The 21,609-nt window shown below is 70.7% G+C and carries 17 protein-coding genes, 1 tRNA gene and 1 other RNA gene; 13 read left to right on the top strand and 6 right to left on the bottom strand.

Going from position 1 to position 21,609, the window contains the following annotated elements; all coding sequences use genetic code 11:
• The first annotated feature begins 19 nt into the window (after nt 1-19).
• Entirely contained in the window at nt 20-1,216 is a 1,197-nt protein-coding gene (locus MT346_RS04700) for an acetate/propionate family kinase (RefSeq protein ID WP_243561664.1), read from the top strand.
• Between the two features lie 100 nt (nt 1,217-1,316).
• Here the strand turns inward: MT346_RS04700 and MT346_RS04695 are convergent, their stop codons facing one another.
• Nucleotides 1,317-1,991, bottom strand: a complete 675-nt coding sequence (locus MT346_RS04695) for an NAD(P)H-binding protein (RefSeq protein WP_243561663.1) — start codon at nt 1,989-1,991, stop codon at nt 1,317-1,319.
• A gap of 36 nt (nt 1,992-2,027) precedes the next feature.
• Between MT346_RS04695 and ffs the strand changes: the two genes are divergently transcribed.
• From ffs to MT346_RS04635, 12 genes are all read left to right on the top strand, one after another.
• Nucleotides 2,028-2,124, top strand: an RNA gene (ffs, locus tag MT346_RS04690) — signal recognition particle sRNA small type.
• A gap of 84 nt (nt 2,125-2,208) precedes the next feature.
• Nucleotides 2,209-4,974: a DNA polymerase III subunit gamma and tau gene (locus MT346_RS04685; RefSeq protein WP_243561662.1), complete on the top strand. Its 2,766-nt coding sequence runs from the start codon at nt 2,209-2,211 to the stop codon at nt 4,972-4,974.
• Nucleotides 4,974-5,573 (top strand): recombination mediator RecR, encoded by a 600-nt coding sequence (gene recR, locus MT346_RS04680; protein WP_243561661.1) that lies wholly within the window; start codon nt 4,974-4,976, stop codon nt 5,571-5,573. Before MT346_RS04685 ends, recR begins: the two co-directional genes overlap by 1 nt.
• A gap of 138 nt (nt 5,574-5,711) precedes the next feature.
• A complete protein-coding gene (locus MT346_RS04675; RefSeq protein ID WP_243561660.1) occupies nt 5,712-6,974 on the top strand; it encodes an aspartate kinase in 1,263 nt (420 codons plus the stop codon).
• A 42-nt stretch (nt 6,975-7,016) separates the two neighbouring features.
• Nucleotides 7,017-8,069: an aspartate-semialdehyde dehydrogenase gene (locus MT346_RS04670; protein WP_308221874.1), complete on the top strand. Its 1,053-nt coding sequence runs from the start codon at nt 7,017-7,019 to the stop codon at nt 8,067-8,069.
• Between the two features lie 97 nt (nt 8,070-8,166).
• Complete coding sequence (locus MT346_RS04665; protein ID WP_308221873.1) at nt 8,167-9,654, top strand: malate:quinone oxidoreductase; 1,488 nt, start codon at nt 8,167-8,169, stop codon at nt 9,652-9,654.
• A 46-nt stretch (nt 9,655-9,700) separates the two neighbouring features.
• The gene (locus MT346_RS04660) at nt 9,701-10,942 is read left to right on the top strand and encodes an Rv2578c family radical SAM protein (protein WP_243561659.1); all 1,242 of its coding nucleotides are present in this window, start codon (nt 9,701-9,703) and stop codon (nt 10,940-10,942) included.
• 181 nt (nt 10,943-11,123) lie between these two features.
• Entirely contained in the window at nt 11,124-12,329 is a 1,206-nt protein-coding gene (locus tag MT346_RS04655; protein ID WP_243561658.1) for a sensor histidine kinase, read from the top strand.
• The gene (locus MT346_RS04650; protein ID WP_243561657.1) at nt 12,326-13,558 is read left to right on the top strand and encodes a hypothetical protein; all 1,233 of its coding nucleotides are present in this window, start codon (nt 12,326-12,328) and stop codon (nt 13,556-13,558) included. The genes MT346_RS04655 and MT346_RS04650 overlap by 4 nt, the downstream gene beginning before the upstream one ends.
• Nucleotides 13,545-14,246, top strand: coding sequence for a response regulator (locus tag MT346_RS04645; protein ID WP_235515382.1), 702 nt, complete (start codon nt 13,545-13,547; stop codon nt 14,244-14,246). The genes MT346_RS04650 and MT346_RS04645 overlap by 14 nt, the downstream gene beginning before the upstream one ends.
• Nucleotides 14,246-14,878, top strand: a complete 633-nt coding sequence (locus MT346_RS04640) for a thymidine kinase (RefSeq protein ID WP_243561656.1) — start codon at nt 14,246-14,248, stop codon at nt 14,876-14,878. Before MT346_RS04645 ends, MT346_RS04640 begins: the two co-directional genes overlap by 1 nt.
• Before the next feature lie 117 nt (nt 14,879-14,995).
• Nucleotides 14,996-16,033, top strand: a complete 1,038-nt coding sequence (locus MT346_RS04635) for an LLM class flavin-dependent oxidoreductase (protein ID WP_243561655.1) — start codon at nt 14,996-14,998, stop codon at nt 16,031-16,033.
• Between the two features lie 125 nt (nt 16,034-16,158).
• Here the strand turns inward: MT346_RS04635 and MT346_RS04630 are convergent, their stop codons facing one another.
• From MT346_RS04630 to MT346_RS04610, 5 genes are all read right to left on the bottom strand, one after another.
• On the bottom strand, nt 16,159-16,782 hold the full coding sequence (locus MT346_RS04630) for a response regulator transcription factor (protein WP_243561654.1): 624 nt from the start codon (nt 16,780-16,782) through the stop codon (nt 16,159-16,161).
• A complete protein-coding gene (locus MT346_RS04625; protein WP_243561653.1) occupies nt 16,779-17,804 on the bottom strand; it encodes a sensor histidine kinase in 1,026 nt (341 codons plus the stop codon). Before MT346_RS04625 ends, MT346_RS04630 begins: the two co-directional genes overlap by 4 nt.
• Before the next feature lie 120 nt (nt 17,805-17,924).
• A tRNA-Pro gene (locus MT346_RS04620) sits at nt 17,925-17,998 on the bottom strand.
• A gap of 81 nt (nt 17,999-18,079) precedes the next feature.
• On the bottom strand, nt 18,080-19,036 hold the full coding sequence (locus tag MT346_RS04615; protein ID WP_243561652.1) for a metallophosphoesterase: 957 nt from the start codon (nt 19,034-19,036) through the stop codon (nt 18,080-18,082).
• Entirely contained in the window at nt 19,033-21,594 is a 2,562-nt protein-coding gene (locus MT346_RS04610; RefSeq protein ID WP_243561651.1) for a transglycosylase domain-containing protein, read from the bottom strand. The genes MT346_RS04615 and MT346_RS04610 overlap by 4 nt, the downstream gene beginning before the upstream one ends.
• Nucleotides 21,595-21,609 lie beyond the last annotated feature (15 nt).

Below are 21,609 nucleotides of genomic sequence, written 5' to 3'. Positions count from 1 at the left end.
CACAGAAAGCGAGCCACACGTGACCTCCGCCCTCGTCGTCAACTCCGGATCGAGTTCGTTCAAGTACCAGCTCATCGAACTCGACGGCGAGCGGACGCTCGCGTCCGGGCTCGTCGAGCGCATCGGTGAGTCCTCGGGGTCGTGGAAGCACACGAACGCGCTGACGGGGGAGTCCGCGTCCAACGACCACGCAGCGGTCCCCGACCACGCCGCGGGGTTCCAGGCGATGATCGACGCCTTCGCGAGCACCGGGCCGTCGTTCGACGAACACCCGCCGTCGGTGGTCGGCCACCGGGTCGTGCACGGCGGGACCACCTTCGACCGGGCGACGATCGTGACGCCGCAGGTGGAACAGCAGATCGACGAGCTCTCCAGCCTGGCGCCGCTGCACAACCCGGCGAACCTCGAGGGCATCCGCGCCGCGCGGCAGGTCTTCGCCGACGTGCCGCACGTCGCCGTGTTCGACACCGCGTTCCACCAGACGATGCCACCCGAGGCCTACACGTACGCCATCCCGACCGACCTGGCGTCGCAGTACGCCGTCCGCCGCTACGGCATGCACGGCACCAGCCACAAGTACGTCTCCGAGCAGACCGCCCTGTTCCTCGACCGGCCGCTGTCCGAGCTGAAGACGATCGTGCTGCACCTGGGCAACGGGGCGTCCGCGGCGGCGATCGACGGTGGTCGCTCCATCGAGACGTCGATGGGCCTGACCCCGCTCGAGGGCCTGGTGATGGGCACCCGGTCCGGCGACCTGGACCCCGCGGTGCTCATCCACCTGCACCGGCAGGCCGGGCTGTCCTTCGACGAGCTCGACGACATGCTCAACAAGCGCTCGGGCCTGCTCGGGCTGACCGGCAACGGCGACATGCGCGACGTGCAGGCCGCGGCGGTCGACGGGGACGAGACCGCCGAGGCAGCGCTCGCCGTGTACCGGCACCGCATCCGCCGCTACGTCGGGGCGTACACGGCGCAGCTCGGCGGACTCGACGCGGTCGTGTTCACCGCGGGCGTGGGCGAGAACAACGCGCTGCTGCGGCGCCGGGTGCTGGCCGGCCTCGAGCACCTCGGCATCGAGATCGACGACGACCGCAACGAGTTGCACTCCCGGGACGCGCGGCTCATCTCCACCGACTCCTCGCGGGTGGCGGTGCTGGTCGTCCCCACGAACGAAGAGCTCGAGATCGCGCGCCAGTCCGCGGCGGTCGCGTTGTAGCGACACCCGACGGACAGGAGGCCCGGCGCACGTGGTGCGCCGGGCCTCCTGTCCGTCTCGGGTCGGCTCGTCTGGCTCGGGTCGGCTTGTCGGGCTCGCGTCAGCTGAGCGCGCCCAGCGCCGCCGGGATCGGCGTGTTGCCGCTGGTCACCTCGAACTGCACACCCACGGCGGTGTCGTCGAGCAGCGCGTGCAGCACCAGCGCGGCGACGTCGGCTCGGGGGATCGATCCCCGAGGGACCGTGCGCCCGACCGTGACGGTGCCCTGTGGGGGCGTGTCGAGCAGCCCGCCCGGGCGGACGATCGTCCACCGCAGCCGGCGGGCACGGAGGTCGGCGTCAGCCTCGGACTTCGCCCGCAGGTACACCTGGAACACCGCGCGGTCGTCCTTCGCCGGCACGACGGCGGCCTCGCGGTCGTAGGCGTCCGCCCCGAGCGCCGAGATCATCACGTAGCGCTCGATGCCCAGTCGGACGGCGGCGTCGGCGAGCAGGATCGCCGCGTCACGGTCGACGGTGAGCTTGCGCTCGGCACCGCTGTTCGGACCGGCCCCGGCGGCGAACACCACGGCGTCCACACCGCGCAGCCGCAGGGCGAGCTCGTCGTCGTCGAGCTGTTCGAGGTCGGCGATCATCGCCGTGGCACCGGTCTGCTCGACGTCGGAGACGTGTGCGGGGTTCCGGACGATGCCGATGGCCTCGTGTCCGGCGTCGACGATCAGTCGGGCGAGGAGGAGGGCGATCTGGCCGTGGCCTCCGGCGATGGCGATCTTCATGTGTCCGATGATGCCCGAGGGTTCCGGTAGACTTCCGGAGGCTCCTCACGTGACGCCATCCAGGCCAACTCCCCCAGGGCGGAAACGCAGCAAGGGCAACCGGGCTCTGGCGGGTGCGTGAGGAGTCTTCTTCGTTCCCGGGTCGGTCCAGGACAGCCGTTCCGACGCCTGTGGAGAACGGCCTCCGGCTGTCGGCCGTCCCGGCTACCCTTGTCGCGTGGTCACCGCCCTGTATCGCCGTTACCGGCCCGAGAACTTCGCCGAGCTGATCGGGCAGTCGCAGGTCACCGATCCGCTCCGCACCGCCCTCCGCACCAACCGTGTCAACCACGCATACCTGTTCAGTGGGCCGCGCGGCTGCGGCAAGACGACCTCGGCCCGCATCCTGGCCCGCTGCCTGAACTGCGCCGAAGGCCCCACGGACACCCCGTGCGGGGTCTGCCCGAGCTGCCTCGAGCTCGCGCGCGGCGGAAGCGGTTCGCTCGACGTGATCGAGATCGACGCGGCCAGCCACAACGGTGTCGACGACGCACGTGACCTGCGCGACCGCGCGGTGTTCGCGCCCGCACGCGACCGCTACAAGATCTTCATCCTCGACGAAGCGCACATGGTGACGCCGCAGGGCTTCAACGCGCTGCTCAAGCTGGTCGAGGAACCGCCCGAGCACGTCAAGTTCATCTTCGCGACGACCGAGCCCGAGAAGGTCATCGGCACGATCCGTTCGCGCACGCACCACTACCCGTTCCGGCTGGTCCCGCCGGCCGCGATGCTCGAGTACATCGAGCAGCTCTGCACGCAGGAATCCGTGACGGTCGACCCCGGCGTGCTGCCGCTGGTCGTGCGTGCCGGCGGTGGGTCCGTCCGCGACACGCTCTCGTTGCTCGACCAGCTCATCGCGGGCAGCGAAGACGGCGCGCTGCGCTACGAGCGTGCCGTCGCGCTGCTCGGGTACACCGACAGCGCCCTGCTCGACGACGTCGTCGACGCCCTGGCCGTGGCCGACCCCGGTTCGGCGTTCGCGGCGGTCGACCGTGTCGTGCAGACCGGCCAGGACCCGCGACGCTTCGTCGAGGACCTGCTCGAACGCCTCCGTGACCTGATCGTCGTCGCAGCCACCAACGAGAGCGCCGGCGCCGTGCTGCGCGGCATCTCACCCGAAGAACTCGACACGATGTCGCGGCAGGCCGGCGTGTTCGGTGCCACCGGGCTGTCCCGCGCAGCTGACATCGCCAACCGTGCCCTGACGGACATGACCGGTGCGACCTCGCCCCGACTGCACCTCGAACTGATGGTCGCGCGGATGCTCGTCCCCGAGGCCGACGACACCCAGCGTGGCGCGCTCGCCCGGGTCGAACGGTTGGAGCGCCGGGTCGGTGTCGGTGACGCCGGCGGACACCAGGCGGCAGCCGAGGTGCCGACATCGCGTGCCGCCGCGCCGCAGGCAGCGCCGAAGGCGGGTCCGGTCGCTGCGGCTGCGTCAACGCCCGCTCCCACGCCGGCCCCAGCGACGCTGGCGCCCTCGGCGCAGGCGCCCTCGACCCCCGCGACCTCGGCGCAGGCTCCGAACGCCGGGTCGCCCCAGCCCCAGGGCGCGCCCGCGGCAGCGGCGAACGCAGCGCAGGACGCCGCGGCGTCGTGGGCTGCCGTGGCGCCGAGCACCCCGCACGCGGAGTCCACCATGCCGGCCACGTCGTCCGAGCCCTCCGAACAGGCATCGTCGTCCTCGACCGGGCAGGGCACCGTCATCGGCTCCGAGCCCGCGGTCCAGCCCGTCGCGGCGGTCGGACTGCAGCAACTGCGCGACGCCTGGCCCCAGGTGCTCGAGCACGTCCAGCGGGCCAAGCGCTCCGCGTGGACGGTCATCGTCACCGCGCAGGTCACCGCGTTGCGCGACGACGTGCTGGCGCTGACGTTCCCGAGCCAGCAGGACGTCGCCTCGTTCAAGGAGATGTCCGACCCGGCGACCAGCGTGAGCGAACTCGTCCGTCAGGCGATCATCGACGTCCTGGGCTTCCGGGTGAAGTTCGTCGCTCGTGGTCCGGGCCAGGGGGGCCCGGGCGGCTCCGGCCAGCAGCGTCCGACCGGTGGCGCTTCGGCGCTGTCCGACGCGGCGGGTCCATCCGGTGCGGGTGGTCCGTCCGCCGTCCCCACGCAGACACCGTCTGCCGAACCCGCGGCACCGGCGGTGGCGTCCGCTCCCGCCGCTCCGGCGCAGGCGTCCGAGCGCGCAGACACGGCGCAGGCGACGGCGCCCGCTGCTGCTGCGTCTGCGTCGCAGTCCCCGGCTCCCGCACCGACGTCCGAGACCGCTGACACGGCACGGGCGTCCGCACCTGCCGTTCCGTCGCCCGAGCCCACGACGGCACCACCGTCCGACGAGCCCGTGACCGCCTGGGCCGTCGCATCCATCCCGGCGACCGACCCGACGGCCGGCGCGGTGCCCGACGACGTCGAACCCGCCTGGGGGGCCCCCTTCGGGTCGACCGGCCCGGGAGACACCGTCGCACCCGCCACGGTCGCCACCGGCACCGGCACCGCCACCGGCACCGGTGCGGCATCGCAGCAGTCCGCACCGACCGATCGGCCCGCGCCGTCCGCGCAGACCGCGTCCAACCAGCAGCGCACGCCCGCGCCGGCCTCCGCGCCAGCGCAGGCTGACGGGTCCACGCCAGCAGGGCCTCCTGATCGGACCGCCGCTGCACCGGGTGTCCCGGTGGACGACTACCCGCTCGACGACGGTCCGTTCGACGACGTCCCGCCCGACGACGGTGGGATGGCTCGCGGTATCGGTCCGGCGACGGCGGCGCCCGCCCCGGCGGCGGCCCCGGTGCCTGCGACGTCGACCGCGACGCCTGCCGAACCGCCCAGGCCGCCCCAGCAGCCCCGCCGCGCCGCGGTCCCCGGCCGATACGGCGAGGCCGTGGTGCGTGAGATCCTCGGTGCGCAGTTCATCGAAGAGACCTCGTTGAGCGAGGGAGCCTGATGTACGACGGCATCGTCCAGGACCTGATCGACGAGTTCGGCCGCCTGCCGGGCATCGGCCCGAAGTCGGCGCAGCGCATCGCCTTCCACATCCTGCAGAGCGAGTCGTTCGACCCGACGCGCCTGTCCGAACTGCTGTCCGACGTCAAGGAACGCGTGCGGTTCTGCGAGGTCTGCGGCAACGTGACCGAGTCCGAGCGGTGCAGCATCTGTCGCGATCCCCGACGCCAGCCGGCCGTGATCTGCGTGGTCGAAGAGGCCAAGGACGTCGCCGCGATCGAGCGCACCCGTGAGTTCCGCGGCCTGTACCACGTGCTCGGCGGCGCGATCAGCCCGATCGACGGCGTGGGCCCGGACGACCTGCGCATCCAGCAGCTCATGACGCGCCTGGCCGACGGCACGGTGGAAGAGGTCATCATCGCGACCGACCCCAACCTCGAGGGCGAGGCGACGGCCACCTACCTGAGCCGCCTGCTCGTGCCGATGGGGATCCGGACGACCCGGCTGGCATCCGGTCTGCCCGTCGGCGGTGACCTGGAGTACGCCGACGAGGTCACGCTGGGTCGTGCGTTCGAGGGTCGGCGGCTCGTCGGCGGCTGATCGCCGCACCCCGACGGCCCGGGCGTCCGCGCAGGATCCTTGCGTGGACGGCCACCCGGACGCAACATCCACGAAACACCGTCTACGATTGTCGAAGCCGCGCACCGTCGCGGAACCTCGTCCCAGGAGTACCCGCCCGTGGCCTTGATCGTGCAGAAGTTCGGTGGATCGTCCGTTGCGGACGCCGAGAGCATCAAGCGCGTGGCCAAACGGATCGTCGAGACCAAGAAGGCCGGCAACGACGTCGTCGTGGCGGTGTCCGCGATGGGCGACACCACCGACGAACTCGTCGACCTGGCGCACTCGGTCACGCCGATCCCCGCCGGCCGCGAACTCGACATGCTGCTGACCGCGGGGGAGCGCATCTCGATGGCGCTGCTGGCGATGGCGATCAAGAGCCTCGGGGTCGAAGCCTCGTCGTACACGGGCAGCCAGGCGGGCATGCTCACCGATGCCCAGCACGGCAAGGCACGCATCGTCGACGTCACCCCGAAGCGTGTGCGCGAGGCCCTCGACGCCGGCCAGGTCGCGATCGTCGCCGGCTTCCAGGGCTTCAACCGCACGACCGGCGAGATCACCACGCTCGGTCGGGGCGGCTCGGACACCACTGCGGTGGCACTCGCCGCAGCGCTCGACGCCGACATCTGCGAGATCTACACGGACGTCGACGGCATCTTCTCGGCCGACCCGCGCGTCGTCCCCAAGGCCCACAAGATCGACCGGATCACGAGCGAGGAGATGCTCGAGCTCGCGGCGTCCGGCGCCAAGGTCCTGTACATCCGTGCCGTCGAGTACGCCCGACGGCACGGCGTCACCCTCCATGTCCGCTCGTCGTTCAGCAACGCCGAGGGCACCATCGTCTACAACCCCGCGAAGGGGGAAACCGTGGAAGAACCGATCATCACCGGGATCGCCGGCGACCTCTCCGAGGGCAAGATCACCGTCGTCGGGGTCCCCGACCAGCCGGGCAAGGCCGCCGAGATCTTCACGATCGTGGCCCGTGCCGGCGCGAACATCGACATGATCGTGCAGAACGTGTCAGCGTCGAACGGCCGGACCGACATCTCGTTCACCCTGCCGAAGGACCAGGGCCAGAACGTCCTGACCGCGCTCGGGGTCGCGAAGAGCGACATCGGCTTCGAGGGGATCCAGTACGACGACCAGATCGGCAAGCTCGCCCTGGTCGGCGCCGGCATGCGCACCAACGCCGGGGTCTCCGCCGAGCTGTTCCGGGCGCTGCACCAGGCGTCGATCAACATCGAGATGATCTCCACGTCGGAGATCCGGATCTCGGTCGTCACCCGTGCCGACACCCTCAACGAGGCGATGCGCGTGGTGCACGAGGCGTTCGGCCTCGACGCCGACAACGAAGCCGTCGTCTACGCCGGCACCGGCCGCTGACCAACCACCGGCCGCCGACCCACCACCGCAGGAGCCCCCACCGTGTCTGACCTCACCATCGCCGTCGTCGGCGCGACCGGCCAGGTCGGCGCCGTCATGCGCCGCCTGCTCGAGGAGCGCGCCTTCCCCGCCACCACCGTGCGCTTCTTCGCGAGCGCCCGGTCCGCCGGCACGACGCTGCCGTTCCGCGGCGAGCAGATCGTGGTCGAGGACTCCGAGACCGCCGACCCGTCGGGCATCGACATCGCGCTGTTCTCCGCCGGAGCCACCGCATCCCGCTCGCTCGCACCGAAGTTCGCGGCAGCCGGCGCCCTGGTCATCGACAACTCGAGCGCGTGGCGGCTCGACCCCGAGGTGCCGCTCGTCGTCAGCGAGGTGAACCCGCACGCCATCGACGCCGCCGGCAAGGGCATCATCGCCAACCCGAACTGCACCACCATGGCGATCATGCCGGTCCTGAAGGTCCTCGATGCCGAAGCCGGTCTCCGCCGCCTGGTCGCAACGACCTACCAGGCCGTGTCCGGTTCCGGGCTCGCCGGGGTCGAGGAACTGCTCGGTCAGGCGCGTGCGGCACTCGAGCAGGACACCGCGGGCCTGACCCACGACGGCTCCGCGGTGACGTTCCCCGACCCGGTCAAGTACGTCCGGCCGATCGCGTTCGACGTCGTCCCGTTGGCGGGCAGCATCGTCGACGACGGCTGGGGCGAGACCGACGAAGAACAGAAGCTCCGCAACGAGAGCCGCAAGATCCTCGAACTGCCCGACCTGCTCGTCGCGGGCACCTGCGTGCGGGTGCCGGTGTTCACGGGGCACTCGATCTCGGTGCACGCGGAGTTCGACCGGACCCTGACGCCCGAGCGTGCGACCGAGATCCTGGCGGACGCCCCCGGCGTCGAGCTGTCCGAGGTGCCCACGCCGCTGCAGGCAGCGGGATCCGACCCAACGTTCGTCGGCCGCATCCGCGCCGACCGGTCCGCGCCCGAGGGACACGGCCTGGTGCTGTTCGTCAGCAACGACAACCTGCGCAAGGGGGCGGCGCTCAACGCCGTCCAGATCGCCGAAGTGGTCGTCGCGCGCCGCGCGGTCGCGGCGTAGGGACGTCCTGACCGGAGGCCCGGTGCCAGCTGGCACCGGGCCTCCAGTGTGTCCGTCTGCTGTTCACCCTGTCGGCGCACGCTTGTAGGATCGTGTGGTGGCAGTGAAGCAGGTGGAACCGATCGACGTCGTCCTCATCGGCGGAGGGATCATGAGCGCCACGCTCGGTGCGCTCATCCACCGGCTCGAGCCGAGCTGGAAGATCCGCGTGTACGAACGCCTGGGCGGTGTCGCGCAAGAGAGCTCGAACCCGTGGAACAACGCGGGTACGGGGCACTCGGCGCTGTGCGAGCTGAACTACACGCCCGAACTGCCCGACGGTCGCGTCGAGATCGCGAAGGCCGTCACCGTCAACGAGCAGTTCCAGGTGTCGCGCCAGTTCTGGTCGTTCCTGGTCGAGAACGGCACGCTGCCCGACCCGTCCAGCTTCATCAACCCGACACCGCACATCTCGTTCGTGTGGGGTGCCGACAACGTCGAGTACATGCGCAAGCGGTACCTGGCGATGAAGGACCACCCGCTGTTCGCCGGGCTCGAGTTCAGCGACGACGCCGAACAGATCCGCAAGTGGGCACCCGCGCTCATCCCGGGGCGCAAGAAGGACCAGCCCATCGCTGCCACGTACTCGGCTGCTGGATCGGACGTCGACTTCGGGTCGCTCACACGGCAGCTGTTCGACCAGCTCGAGGTCGACGGGGTCGAGTTCGAGCCGAACCACCAGGTCCGGGGCATCCGCCGCGGCAAGGTGTTCGACGGGTGGGCGCTGGACGTCCGCAACGAGGTCGGCCGCTCCACCCAGTCCATCGCCGCCAAGTTCGTCTTCGTCGGCGCCGGCGGCGGGGCCCTGCACCTGCTGCAGAAGTCCGGCATCCCCGAGATCCGCGGCTACGGCGGCTTCCCGGTGTCGGGCGAGTTCCTGCGCACCGACGACCCCGAGGTCGTGCAGAAGCACGCGGCCAAGGTCTACGGCAAGGCCAGTGTCGGCGCTCCGCCGATGTCGGTCCCGCACCTCGACACCCGCATCGTCGACGGCTCGTCCTCGCTGATGTTCGGCCCGTACGCCGGGTTCAGCCCGAAGTTCCTGAAGCAGGGTTCGCTGTTCGACCTGGTCCGCTCGATCCGGCCGCACAACCTCCGCCCGATGCTCAGTGTCGCGTTCTCGAACTTCGACCTGCTCCGGTACCTGATCGGGCAGCTGCTGGCGTCGAAGCAGACCAAGTTCGAGGCGCTGCGCGAGTTCATGCCGGCCGCCGAACCCGAGAACTGGCACAAGATCATCGCCGGACAGCGCGTGCAGGTCATCAAGCCCGACAAGGACAAGGGCGGCGTCCTGCAGTTCGGCACCGAGGTCATCACCAGCGCCGACGGCTCGATCTCGGGCCTGCTGGGGGCATCGCCGGGTGCGTCGACCGCCGTGCCGATCATGCTCGGGCTGCTGCGCAAGTGCTTCCCGGACCGGTGGGACCGGTGGGAAGACGCCGTCCGCGTCATGGTGCCGACCTACGGCAAGGACCTCGGCGAGGACCCGGCGCTGGCGGACGAGACCCTGACCCACACCGCGAAGGTCCTCGGACTGCACCACTGACCCGTCCAGGCTTGCGTCGCATTCGAACGTGTGTTCGAATGAGTGCATGCGATGGGACGGACAGGCGATCGATGCCACACGCAGTGACATGCTGCCGGGGCTCGAGTCGAACAGCGGGTTCGTCCGCAGCGTGACGACGCCGGAGTTCGCGGGTGTCACCTTCCACGAAGTCCTGGCGAAGTCGGCGCTCAACCGCGTCGGTGCGATCCAGGGCGGGACCTGGGGGATGACGATCAACCCCTACCGCGGCTGCTCGCACGCCTGCGTGTACTGCTTCGCCCGGCCGACCCACACCTACCTCGAGTTCGACGGCGGTGCGGACTTCGACCAGCAGATCGTCGTGAAGACCAACGTCGCCGACGTCCTGCGGCGCGAGCTGGCCAAGCCCACGTGGGACCGCCACCCGGTCGCCCTCGGCACGAACACCGACCCGTACCAGCGGGCCGAGGGCAAGTACCGGCTGATGCCCGGCATCATCGCGGCCCTGGCCGACTCGGGCACGCCGTTCAGCATCCTCACCAAGGGCACGCTGCTGCGGCGGGACATCCCCGCGCTGGTCGAAGCCGCCCGCACGGTGCCCGTCGACCTGGCGATGTCGATCGCGGTGTACGACGACGACCTGCAGCAGTCGGTCGAACCCGGGACACCCAGCACGGCCGCTCGGCTGGCCACGGTGCGGGCCGTCCGTGACGCCGGGCTGTCGTGCTCGGTGTTCCTGATGCCGGTCCTGCCGTACATCACCGACACGGTGGCGCACCTGGACGACGCGATCGGTCGCGCCGCAGCGGCGGGTGCGTCGAGCGTGATGTACTCCGCCCTGCACCTCAAGCCCGGGGTCAAGCCCTGGTACCTCGAGTGGCTCTCGCGCACGCACCCGGACCTGGTGCCCCGGTACCGCGCGATGTACCTGGACAACACCCACGCCCCGAAGGACTACCGCCGATGGCTCGGGGAGCGCATCCGACCGATCCTCCGTGTGCACGGCGTCGGCGTCGGGCACGTCGACCCGGCCACGGGCTCGATGGGGTTCTCGGACCCGGTGGGTGCGCAGACGGATGCGGGTGCGCAGGCGGGTGCGGCGAGCGGGCTGCCCGGTCACCCGGCCGACGGTCCCGGCAGCGATCGCGCCGCCGGCATCTCACCGCTCAAGCGCGCCGACCGCACGTGGGACGACCGGCACCGCCACGACGGGCACCGGAGCGACGCACGCGACGTCCGCACGCGCGCGCTCGTCCCCGTCGGTGTGCGGACCACCGGCATCTCGAACGGTGGTCCGACCCTGTTCTGACGGGCGCCGGCATCCGCGGCCGTGCGGTGGCCGAGGAGCGCGTTCGGGGGACACCGGGGGTCAGTGGGGGCCGGTATCATCGAGGCAGTCGTCTCCCGGTACCCGATCCGGGGTACACGGTCGCCTCGATGGTGGTTGGATCGTGGGCGGCGCTCCCTGGCTCCCGGAAGGACGACGCACCGTGCTCGGCATCCCCACGCACCTCGCACCGCGAGTCAACGCGTGGTCCACGGTCCGTGCCTTCCACGCCGCCGCGATCGGGTCGCTCGTCGCGGCGGCGATCACCCTCGTGCTGTTCCGGATCGACGACCCCCGCGTCGGGGTCGTGCCCGCCGTGGTGGCCCTGCTGCCCATGCTCGCGATGACCGCCGTCCACGTGCAGTTCAGCACCCGGCGATCCGCGGTCGCGTTCCTCGCCGTCGGCGGTGTCTGCGCCTGGTGGTTCTCGGTCGTCGTCCTGCACGAGGTCCCGGTGCCGTGGGTCGCCTCGTACCTGCTCTCGCTCGTCGTCGTGCCCCTCGTGCTGGTCGGCGGCGCGGGCGCGGTGCCCGGTCGCGTCGTGCTGTGGTCGGTCGGCGGGCTGCTGGTCGGGCGGGTGGCGACGTCCCTCGCCACGCTGCAGACCGGTGGTCCGGAGCACCCCCTCGTGCTCGCCTGGTTCACCCTGGCGTTCGTGGTGGCCATCGTGCTGGTCGCCGGCCGGACGACGCGCCGGTCCCAGCGCGTGCAACCCGAGCTCCTGCGGTCCGCGCGCGAAGAACACGCCTCGGCGTACCGTGCGGGCGTCGAACTCGAGGCGTCCGCCGTCCTGCACGACACCGTGCTCAACCACCTCGGGGCGATCACCCTGGCTGCGGACGGGCCGATGGACGCCCAGCTCGCCCGGATGGTCGAGTCGGACGTCGCCATGCTCACGGGGTCCGAGTGGTTGGCGCCGGCACCGGAGACCGATGCCGGTGCGGCGGTCGACGCCTTCGAACACATGCTCGACCAGGAGCGCGCCGAGGGGCTCGAGGTCCTGATGACCGGTGACCCCGCAGCGATGGACCGACTCGAACCCGGCACGGTCACGGCACTGGTGCGCGCGGTCGGGCAGTGTCTGGCCAACGTCCGCAAGCACGCGGGCACCGACTCGGCCGAGGTCAGCGTGTTCGACGACGGCGTCGCGTGCACCGTGATGGTCGTCGACGACGGACGCGGCTTCGACGAGCAGCAGACGGGTGCGGACCGCATGGGGCTCCGCAACTCGGTCCGCGAACGCATCGGTCGGGTCGGCGGTGACGTGCAGGTCTGGTCGTCCCCGGGCACCGGTACGAGCGTCATGATGACGGTGCCCTTCGGCGCGCGGACCGGCGTCGTCCAGGTCGCCGACGGAGTGGCTTCGTGACCGCCAGGGCTGCGGTGCCGTCCGGACGACGTCGCCGCGACGGTGCCCGGCGTCCGCCGCACGGCATCGTGCGTCCACCGGCGGGACGGACCGCGCAGCAGTACGACCCGCTCGGCGCGATGGGCGCACGGCCGCTCGCCGTCGTCCTGGGGGCCGCCGGGGTGCTGTGGGGGATCGTCACCTCGGTCTTCGACCGTGACGTCGTCGGCAGTCCCACCCTCAGCGCGATGGCGGTCCTGCTGCTCGCCGCGTCGGCAGCGGTGGTCCTGGTGGCGTCGAGTCCGTTCCGGGCCCCGTTCCCGCGATGGGCGTTCGTCCTGCACGTCGGGCTGCTCGCCGCGGCAGCGGTCTCCAGCGTCGCCGCGCAGTGGGGGCCGGACCGCAACGCGTTGAACGACTTCATGGCGTTGCTCACGGCGACCGGCATCGTGATGGCCGCGCCCTACCGTCCCTGGGTCGACCTGGTCGTCGGTGGTGTCGTGCTGGCCGTCGTCGATGCGCTGGCCTGGGGGACCGCAGCGTCGGTCTTCCCGCACGGGGTCCCGGTGTCCGTTGCCGCGTTCCTGGCGGCCGCGCCGACCCTCGTGCTCACGGTGGCGGCGGGGGTCTTCGCGTGGACGTTCAGCGGCCTGGCCGAGCGGGTCCAGATCCGGGCGGGGTCGTACTCGGTCGAGCGGGCAGAGCGCGACGGCATCGCCGCCAGCGTCGAGGCAGACCGGTCGACGATCCTGGCGCGGGACGTCGGGCCGTTCTTCGCCGAGCTGCGCACCCGCGAGACCATCACCGACGCCGATCGCAATCGGGCCCGGTCGATCGCCGACGGCATCCGTCGCGCCATGGTCGCCGATGCGGACCGCACGTGGTTCGAGCAGGCCGTCCGCGCCGACGGTGGGGCTGCCGCGGTGGTCGACGACCCCGACGGGCTGATCGCCACGCTCGACACCGACCAGCGCACCGTCGTCCGCACGGTGGTCCGGGCCGTGCTCGGCGCTCCGACCGTCGACCCCGCGGCCTTCCGCGCGACGGTCCGACCCGGGACCGCCGCCGACGGCAGCCCGTCGACCGACCGTGTGTCCGTCGCGCTCGACGTCGGGGTGGACGACTCCGACGTCGGCATCCACCGCACGTTCGACCCCTACTTCGCCGTCCTGCGCGTCACGTTCCCCGACCTCGACGTCGCCGTCCGTCCCTCGTCCCTCGCATTAAGGTTCTCCTATGACCAGCACTGACCCGAACAGGCTGACGGAAGGCACCCCTGCCCTGCCGAACCCGGGCTCCCGCCGGGTCCGTCTGGCCATCCTCGACGACCACGAGGTGCTGCTGGACAGTCTGTCGAGCTGGATCGCCGTCAACGCGTTCGACTTCGACCTGGCCCTGACCGCGCACACCTGGCTCGAGATGGTGCACAGCGACAGCTTCCCGACCGACCTGGTGTTCCTCGACTTCCAGCTCAAGGAACCCGTCTCGATCGAAGCCCGTGTGCGCACCTGTCGTGCCGCCGGTGCGAAGGTCATCGTGCTGTCCAGCGTTGACACCCGCGAGTCCCGCGACCGCGCCCTGGCGGCCGGTGCGGCGGCGTTCCTGTCCAAGTCCCTGCCGATGCGCGAGGTCATGGACGTGGCACGCGACGTCATGGGCGTCGCACGTGAGACCCCGCCGCAGCGCGAGTGGCGTCCGCTGCCCACCGGTGCCGCCGCGCACCAGCGCCCGAAGCTCAGTCACGGCGAAGAAGAAGCGCTGCGCCTGTACGTGTCCGGCTACTCGACGAACGAGGTCGCCAGCCAGATGAACGTGCAGTACGAGACCGCCAAGACCTACCTGCGGCGCGTCCGCGAGAAGTACGCCAAGGTCGGCCGTCCGGCGTCGAAGAAGTCCGACCTGATCCGTCGCGCGGCGGAGGACGGCTTCCTGGCGTAGTGGCGAAGCTCTACTTCCGGTACGGCGCGATGAACAGCGGCAAGAGCACCGGACTGGTGCAGGCCGCCTACAACTACGAGGAACGCGGCCACCGCGTCCTGCTGGCGAAGCCGTCGGTCGACACCAAGGGCGACCGCGAGATCGTGTCGCGGCTCGGCGTCACCCGGCAGGTCGACATCGTGCTGGCTGCCGACGCCGACGTCCGGCACGCCGTGGCCCAGGCCGGCGCGGTCGACCCGCGGGCGCCGCGGCTCGACGGCATGGTCCGGCCGGTCAGCTGCGTGCTCGTCGACGAGGCGCAGTTCCTCAGCCCACGGCAGGTGGACGACCTGCTGCGGATCGCGGTCATCGACCAGATCCCGGTGATCGCGTACGGCATCCGCACCGACTTCCGGACCGAGGCATTCCCCGGCAGCCGACGCCTGCTCGAGCTCGCGCACTCGCTCGAAGAACTCAAGACGATCTGCCGGTGTGGTCGCAAGGCGGTCTTCAACGCGCGCAAGGTCGACGGCCGGTTCGTGTTCGACGGCTCCCAGGTGGCGATCGACGGCGTCGACGTCGAGTACGAGTCGCTGTGTGCGAACTGCTACCTGACCGAGTCGGGCGGACGACTCGACGGCGACCTGGGCTGACGGACCCGGCCGTCGCGTCGTGACCCGGCCACCTGCCGGACGGCCGGCGGGGCACCACCGTGCACCGGGCCTCCCGTCCGGCGGAATGCGCCCGCGGTGACCCGCGTTGTGACCGACATGAGCGACGCCCCCCTGCACCTGTCGGTCCTCGACCTGGCCACCCGTGAGTACGGCCAGAGCAACACCGAGGCCCTGCAGGGCTCCATCGACATGGCCGTGCACGCCGAGCAACTCGGGTACGAACGGTTCTGGGTCGCCGAGCACCACGGCATGCCCGGCATCACCTCGTCGGCCCCCGCGGTGCTGCTCAGCGCGGTGGGCGCCGCCACCAGCACCATCCGCATCGGGTCGGGTGGCGTGATGCTGCCGAACCACGCCCCGCTCGTCGTCGCCGAGCAGTTCGGCACCCTGCGCGCGCTGTACGGCGACCGCGTCGACCTGGGGCTCGGCCGCGCGCCGGGAACCGACGGCGCGACCGCGATGGCGCTCCGCCGCACCGACCGGCTCGACGTCGACGACTTCCCCCAGCGCCTGGCCGACCTGATCGGCTTCTTCACCGGCATGGACGCCGACAACCCGCTGTCGCGGATCCGCGCTGTGCCCGGCTACGGCGACGTGCCGGAGTTCTGGCTGCTCGGGTCGTCCGGGTACAGCGCGCAGGTCGCCGGTGCCCTCGGCATCTCGTTCGCGTTCGCACACCACTTCGCGTCGGACAACACCGAGGCCGCACTGGCCCTGTACCGCGATGCGTTCCGTCCGTCGCGCTTCCGGTCCGAGCCGAACGCCCTGATCGGCGTGCAGGTCGTCACCGACGAGGACCCCCGTGTCATCGACGAGCAGAGTGCCCCGGGCATGATCTCGTTCATCCGGATGCGGCAGGGTGTGAAGCCAGAGCCGGTCTCGATGGACGAGGCCCGCGCCTACGAGTTCAGCGACCTGGAGCGCCGGTTCATCGCCGCGCGCACGGAGCGTCAGGCCTACGGCTCGGCCGAGCAGGTGGCGGACAAGATCAACGCGCTGGTCGAGTCGACGGGTGCGAACGGTGTGATCGTCGCCCCGGGCGCGGCGCAGGCGCGGTACCGGCACCAGGCGCTCGACGTCGTCGCCGCGCTGCACCGCGAGAGCCGCCTGGTCCGCGCCGCCGTCGCGGCCTGACGCGCTGCTGCGTGCTCCGCGCTGCGCTCCACTCTCCGTCGAGGGAGCAGCAATCGTCGGGTCGCCGGGTGGCACCCACGACAGCTGCTCCCTCGACTGCGCGTCGGACGGCCAGGAGGCCCGGCTCAGCGCAGCAGACCGAGTCGCGTGGCCGTCGCCACGGCTCCGACCCTGCTGGTCACGTCGAGCTTCCGGAACAGGTTGTAGACGTGGCGCTTGACCGTCCCGACGGCGAGTCCCAGGTCCGCGGCGATCTCGGCGTTCGAGCGTGCGTTGGCGATGCGCTGCAGGACCTCGACCTCGCGGTCGCTGAGCGGTGACCCCGCGCGGGCGTCGGTGACGACGTCGACCGGGAACGTCACGGGTGCGCCCGGCTCGGTGCCGGCGCGGACGATGCGCTCGACGAGTTCGCGGCTCGGGGTGTCCTTGGTCACGAAGTCGACCGCCCCCGCGTCGAGCAGTGCCCGGCGCAGCACGGCGTCCCGGTGCATGGTCAGGACCACGACGGCGATGCCCGGGTGGTTCCGCCGCACGGTCGCGATGGTGGTGCGTGCGGGCGGCCCGTCGAGTTCGACGTCGAGCAGCAGCACGTCGACGGCGGCCGCCTCGGGGCCGTCCAGCACGTCGGACGGCCGTTCGCCGTGGGCGACCACGCGGATCGTCGGCACCGAGGCCAGGATCGTCGCCAGTCCCTCACGGAACAGCCGGTGGTCGTCGACGATGGCGACGTGGGTGATGCCGGGGCTCACAGCGCGCCCTCCGGCACGACGAGCGTCACGGTCGTGCCAGCACCGGGGGCGCTCACGACGTCGAGGGTGGCACCGACCAGGGCCGCGCGCTCACGCATCGTGGACTGACCGAGCCGACCGCCGACGCGCTTCGCCTGGTCGAACCCGGGGCCGTCGTCCTGCACAGTGATCGTGACGGTGTCGTCGGTCCACGTGAACACCACGCGGACGGCGGCGTCGCGGGCGTGCTTCCACCAGTTCGACAGCGCCTCGAGCAGGATCGTCAGGGACTCCTCGGCGCGCCAGTTCACCAGGACGCTCGGTGTGCCGTGGGACTCGATCGTGACGTGCTCGGTGTCCGGGAACAGGTCGGCGACGTGTCGGGCCAGCGCGGCGTCGAGCAGGTCGTCCCCGACACGGGCGTGCAACGCGACGGCCAGGTTCTGGACGTCACCGAGTGCCCGTCGGAGCTGTGCCGCCGCGGCCTCGAGCTGCGCGGTGCGCTCCGGTGCCGGGGGATCGGTGAGCAGGGCGAGGTCGATGCGCTGCAGCCCGGCCAGGATCCCGTGGGCGACCCGGTCGTGCAGGTCGCGGGCGATGTGCGCTCGCGAGTCCAGGTTCGCCGTCGTGACGCGTTGGCGGAGTGCTTCGGTGTACGCGATGGCCCCGGCAGGGAACCGTCGCCAGATGCCCGCGTGCAGTGCCCTGGAGGCACGGAGCAGTTCGTCGAGGGTGGTCGCGCCGACCTCGGCGACGAAGACGGGCAGGTACTCGTCGAACAGCACCTCGGCCGCCAGCATCGCGCCCGCCGGGTGCTGCATGCGCTCGGCGTGCAGCGCTCCCGTCGCCAGGTGCTCGTCGGCGATCAGCGTGTCGCTCGTGATCGAGGCGTCGTGCCCGCTGGCGTAGTGCCGGTGTGCGTCGGCCAGCATCGACGTGACGTTCTCGACCAGGCTCGCCGCCAGGACCGGGTCGTCGCCCAGGTCGGGTGACATCGCGGCGATGCGGTGCAGGACGGGCGTCAGGTGCTCGGCGATCTCCATGGCCCTGTCAGGCTAGCGGGGGAGCGGAGACGGCCCGGTGTGCGGGCCCGCCGGTGTGTCCCGGGACACAAGCACGACATGCGGAAGGCCCGGATCCGTGTGGATCCGGGCCTTCGACTGTCGGGGTGACAGGATTTGAACCTGCGACCTCCTCGTCCCGAACGAGGCGCGCTACCAAGCTGCGCCACACCCCGAGGTGTGTTGGCCACTTGCGTGAAGCGACCTGAAGCAGTCTAGCGGATGATCGAGGGTGTTCTCGACCACCGCCCGGCCGGTCAGACCGTGCGGGCCGTCAGGGTGACGACGACGGCTTCCGGGCGGCAGGAGAACCGCACGGGGGCGTAGATCGACGTGCCGAGCCCGGCCGACACCTCGAGCCACGACCAGTGCGTCTTGTTCTGCCACCGGTGCAAACCGCTGACGTACTCGCGCGGCAGGTCGCAGTTGGTCACGAGTGCGCCGACGCCGGGCACCTGGACCTGGCCGCCGTGGGTGTGTCCCGCGAAGACGATGTCCGCGCCCTGGGTGACGAAGGCGTCGAGGACCCGCCGGTAGGGCGCGTGCGTGACGCCGATCGACACCGGTGCGGGGCCGTCCTCGTCCTCGGACCAGGGGACCTCGCCGCGCATCTCGTCGACGTTGGTGGGCAGCAGGTCGAGACGGTCCCAGTCGCGGTGCGCGTCCGAGGTGCCGAAGAGCTCGAAGCGCGACCCCCGGACCTCGATCGCCCGGGCGTGGTCGTTGAGGTCGAGCCACCCGAGCGACTCGAAGAACGCCGTCTGGCGCTCCACGTCGAGATCGACCTGCGCCTTCTGGTGCACGGCGCTCGGGCCGCTGAAGTAGCGCAGCGGGTTGCGGGGCGACGGGCCGTAGAAGTCGTTCGAGCCGTACACGAACGCGCCGGGGACGCCCCGGAACGGTTCGAGCGCGTACTCGATCGCGGCGTTGGCGGTCTCGTGGCCCAGGTTGTCGCCGGTGTTCACGATGAAGTCCGGTTCGACCAGGCTCAGATCGCGCAGCCACTGCTGCTTGTCGGACTGCCACGGCGCCATGTGGATGTCGGACAGGTGCAGGACCGTGACGTCACGCGACCCCGGCGGCAGGACCGGGACGGTCTCCCACCGGATGCCGAACCGTCGCCGCTCGACGAGCGTTCCCCACGCGGCGGCAGCAGCACCGGCGGCGGCACCCGCGGCCAGGACCCCGAGTGCCGCTCGACTGGTGCGCGTCACTTGCAGCCCTTCGGCGCCTTGCCGTCCTTGTCCCCGTAGAGCTTCACGGTGACGGCGGTGTCCTTCGAGGTGGCGGTGCCAGCTGCCGGGTCGATGCTGGCGACCGTGCACTGGTTCTTGCCGTCGCCGTTCTCGAAGTCCCCGGCGACGGCGACGTTGCCGAAGCCGGCTCCGTTGATGGCCGAGCGGGCGTCGCCGACGGACTTGCCGGTCACCTCGGGCACCGTGGCCTGTGAGCCGTCGGTCGTGTACACGGTGACCGTCGAACCCTTCGACAGCAGCGACCCGGAACCGGGCGAGGTGGACGAGACCGTGCCCGCCGTCCCGCCGCCGGGCTGCGTGCCGCCGTCGACGTACGTGAACCCGGCGTTCGCGATCAAGGAGCGGGCCTCGTCGGTGGTCTTGCCCGCCAGGTCCGGCACCGCGATGCTGTTGCCGCGGATGGCGGACTGCGACGGCGTGGGGAAGGCCTCGCCCGGGAAGTACTGGTTGATGGGGGTCATGGCCTGACGCCACACGCTGGCACGGGCGCTGGCGTACGACCCGCCGGCACCGCTGTAGTAGTGCCGCAGGTTGGTCTTGCCGCCGTCCCAGTTGCCCTGCCAGTAGGCCGTTGCGACCTTCGAGCTGCCGCCCACGAGCCAGATCTGGTCGGCGTCGTCGGTGGTGCCGGTCTTGGCGAACATCGGGGTTCCGTCAGCCGTCTGTGCTCCGACCGCGGTGCCGTACTTGATCGTGCCTTGCAGCGCGTACGCCGCGGTGGCCGCCACGCTCGGGTCGAGGACCTGCTTGCACTCCTTGGGCTGTCCGCCCAGGCTCTTTCCCTCGGCGTTCGTGACGTTGTCGATCGCGATGGGCTTGCAGTAGGTGCCGTTGTTGGCGATCGTCGCGTAGGCCGAGGCCATCGTCATCGGGGCGATCGTGTTGGTGCCGAGAATCGACGACGGGTACGAGTTGAGTTCGGTCTTCTCGTCCGCCGAGTGCACGCCGAGGTCCTGCGCGGTCTGCTTGATGTCGCACAGGTCGAGCTTGGCGGCCATGGACGCGAAGGCCGCGTTCACCGAGAGCGCGGTCGCGCGGGCCACGGTGAAGTTGCCGTTCTCGCCCGCGGAGTCGTTCTTCGGGCCGTAGGCGGTGTAATCAGGCGAACCGCAGTGGGTCCACCGGTTGATGATGTGCGGCGTGCCGTTCACGGTCTCGTTCAGGCCGTGTCCGTCCTTGAGCCAGTCGAGCAACGTGAAGAGCTTGTACGTGGACCCGGTCTGGAACCCGGACGAGCCGCCGTACTCCTTGTCCGCGCTGAAGTTCAGTGACGTCGCGGTGGACGGTGACTGGATCGACTGGTCGTAGTCCTTGTTCTGCGCCATCGTCAGGATGCGCCCCGTCGCGGCCTCGACCGAGTTGAACGTGGCGCCCAGCTGGAACCGGGCCTCGGTGTTCGGGTCGTAGGTGTTGAGCAGGTCCTTCTGCTGGCTGTTCAGGTCGAGGTTGAGCGTGGTCTGGATGGTGTAGCCACCGTTCCGCCACGCTGCATCGCGCTCCTTCTGGGTGCCACCGAGCTGGGACATCTGCTTGACGACCTTGATCGCGTAGTCGCAGAAGAACTGGGACCCGTTGCCGGCGGCAGACTGGCAACCCTGGTTCGGGGCCGTCAGGTGCACGTAGTCGGCCGGCTTCGAGGCGATGGCCGCGTCGTACTGCTCCTTCGTCAGGTGCTTCTGCGCGTACATCGACTTGAGGATGACGTCGCGGCGGGCGACGTTGGCGTCGTAGTACTTCGGGTCGGACAGGTTGCGCGTGTTGGGCGACTGCACGATGGCCAGGATCGAGGCTGCCTCTTGCGGGGTCAGGTCCGTGGCGTTCTTGTTGAAGTAGTGCTGCGCAGCGGCCTGCACGCCGTAGGTCTGGTCGCCGAAGTAGGCGATGTTGAGGTACCCGGTCAGGATCGTCTGGTGCGAGTACTTCTTCGCCAGGCCGATCGCGAGCTTCATCTCCTCGAGCTTGCGGGGGATGGTCTGCTCGACCGCGTCGTTGTAGGCCTTCGTGCGCTCTTCTTGTGTGGGGAGCTCGAGGGCCTGCTGCATCTTGATGTTGCGGACCAGCTGCATGGTCAGCGTCGAACCACCGCCGGACTCGCCGAGCCCACCGGCGAGCGAACCGACACCGGCGCGCACCAGTGACGTCATGTCGACGCCGCCGTGGTCGTAGAAGCGCTTGTCCTCGCCGTCGATCGCGGCGTTCTTCAGCTGGTCGCTGATCTGGTCGAACTTGAGTTCCTGCCGGTTCTGGTCGTAGACCGTCGCCAGGTGGACCGACTGTCCGCCCTGGTACGCCAGGACCTCGTTGCGCTGCGGGAGGTCACCGATCTCGATGTACTCCGGCAGCGACTCGAACACGCCGATCGTCGAGGTCGTGGTGACCCCGGCCACCGCGATCGCCGGGGTCACACCGATGGTGACCAGCAGGCCGGCCAGCACGCTGAAACCGACGAAACCGACGAAGGCGCCGACTGCAGAGACTGGTTTGGTCCGCGAGGCAGACGTCTTCTGGGCAGACATATGATGCAGCCTAAA

This window comes from Curtobacterium sp. VKM Ac-2922 (assembly GCF_022815645.1).
Taxonomy (GTDB): domain Bacteria; phylum Actinomycetota; class Actinomycetes; order Actinomycetales; family Microbacteriaceae; genus Curtobacterium.
The sequence above is the reverse complement of the archived record's forward strand: the minus strand, read 5'-3'. Positions and strand labels throughout refer to the sequence as shown.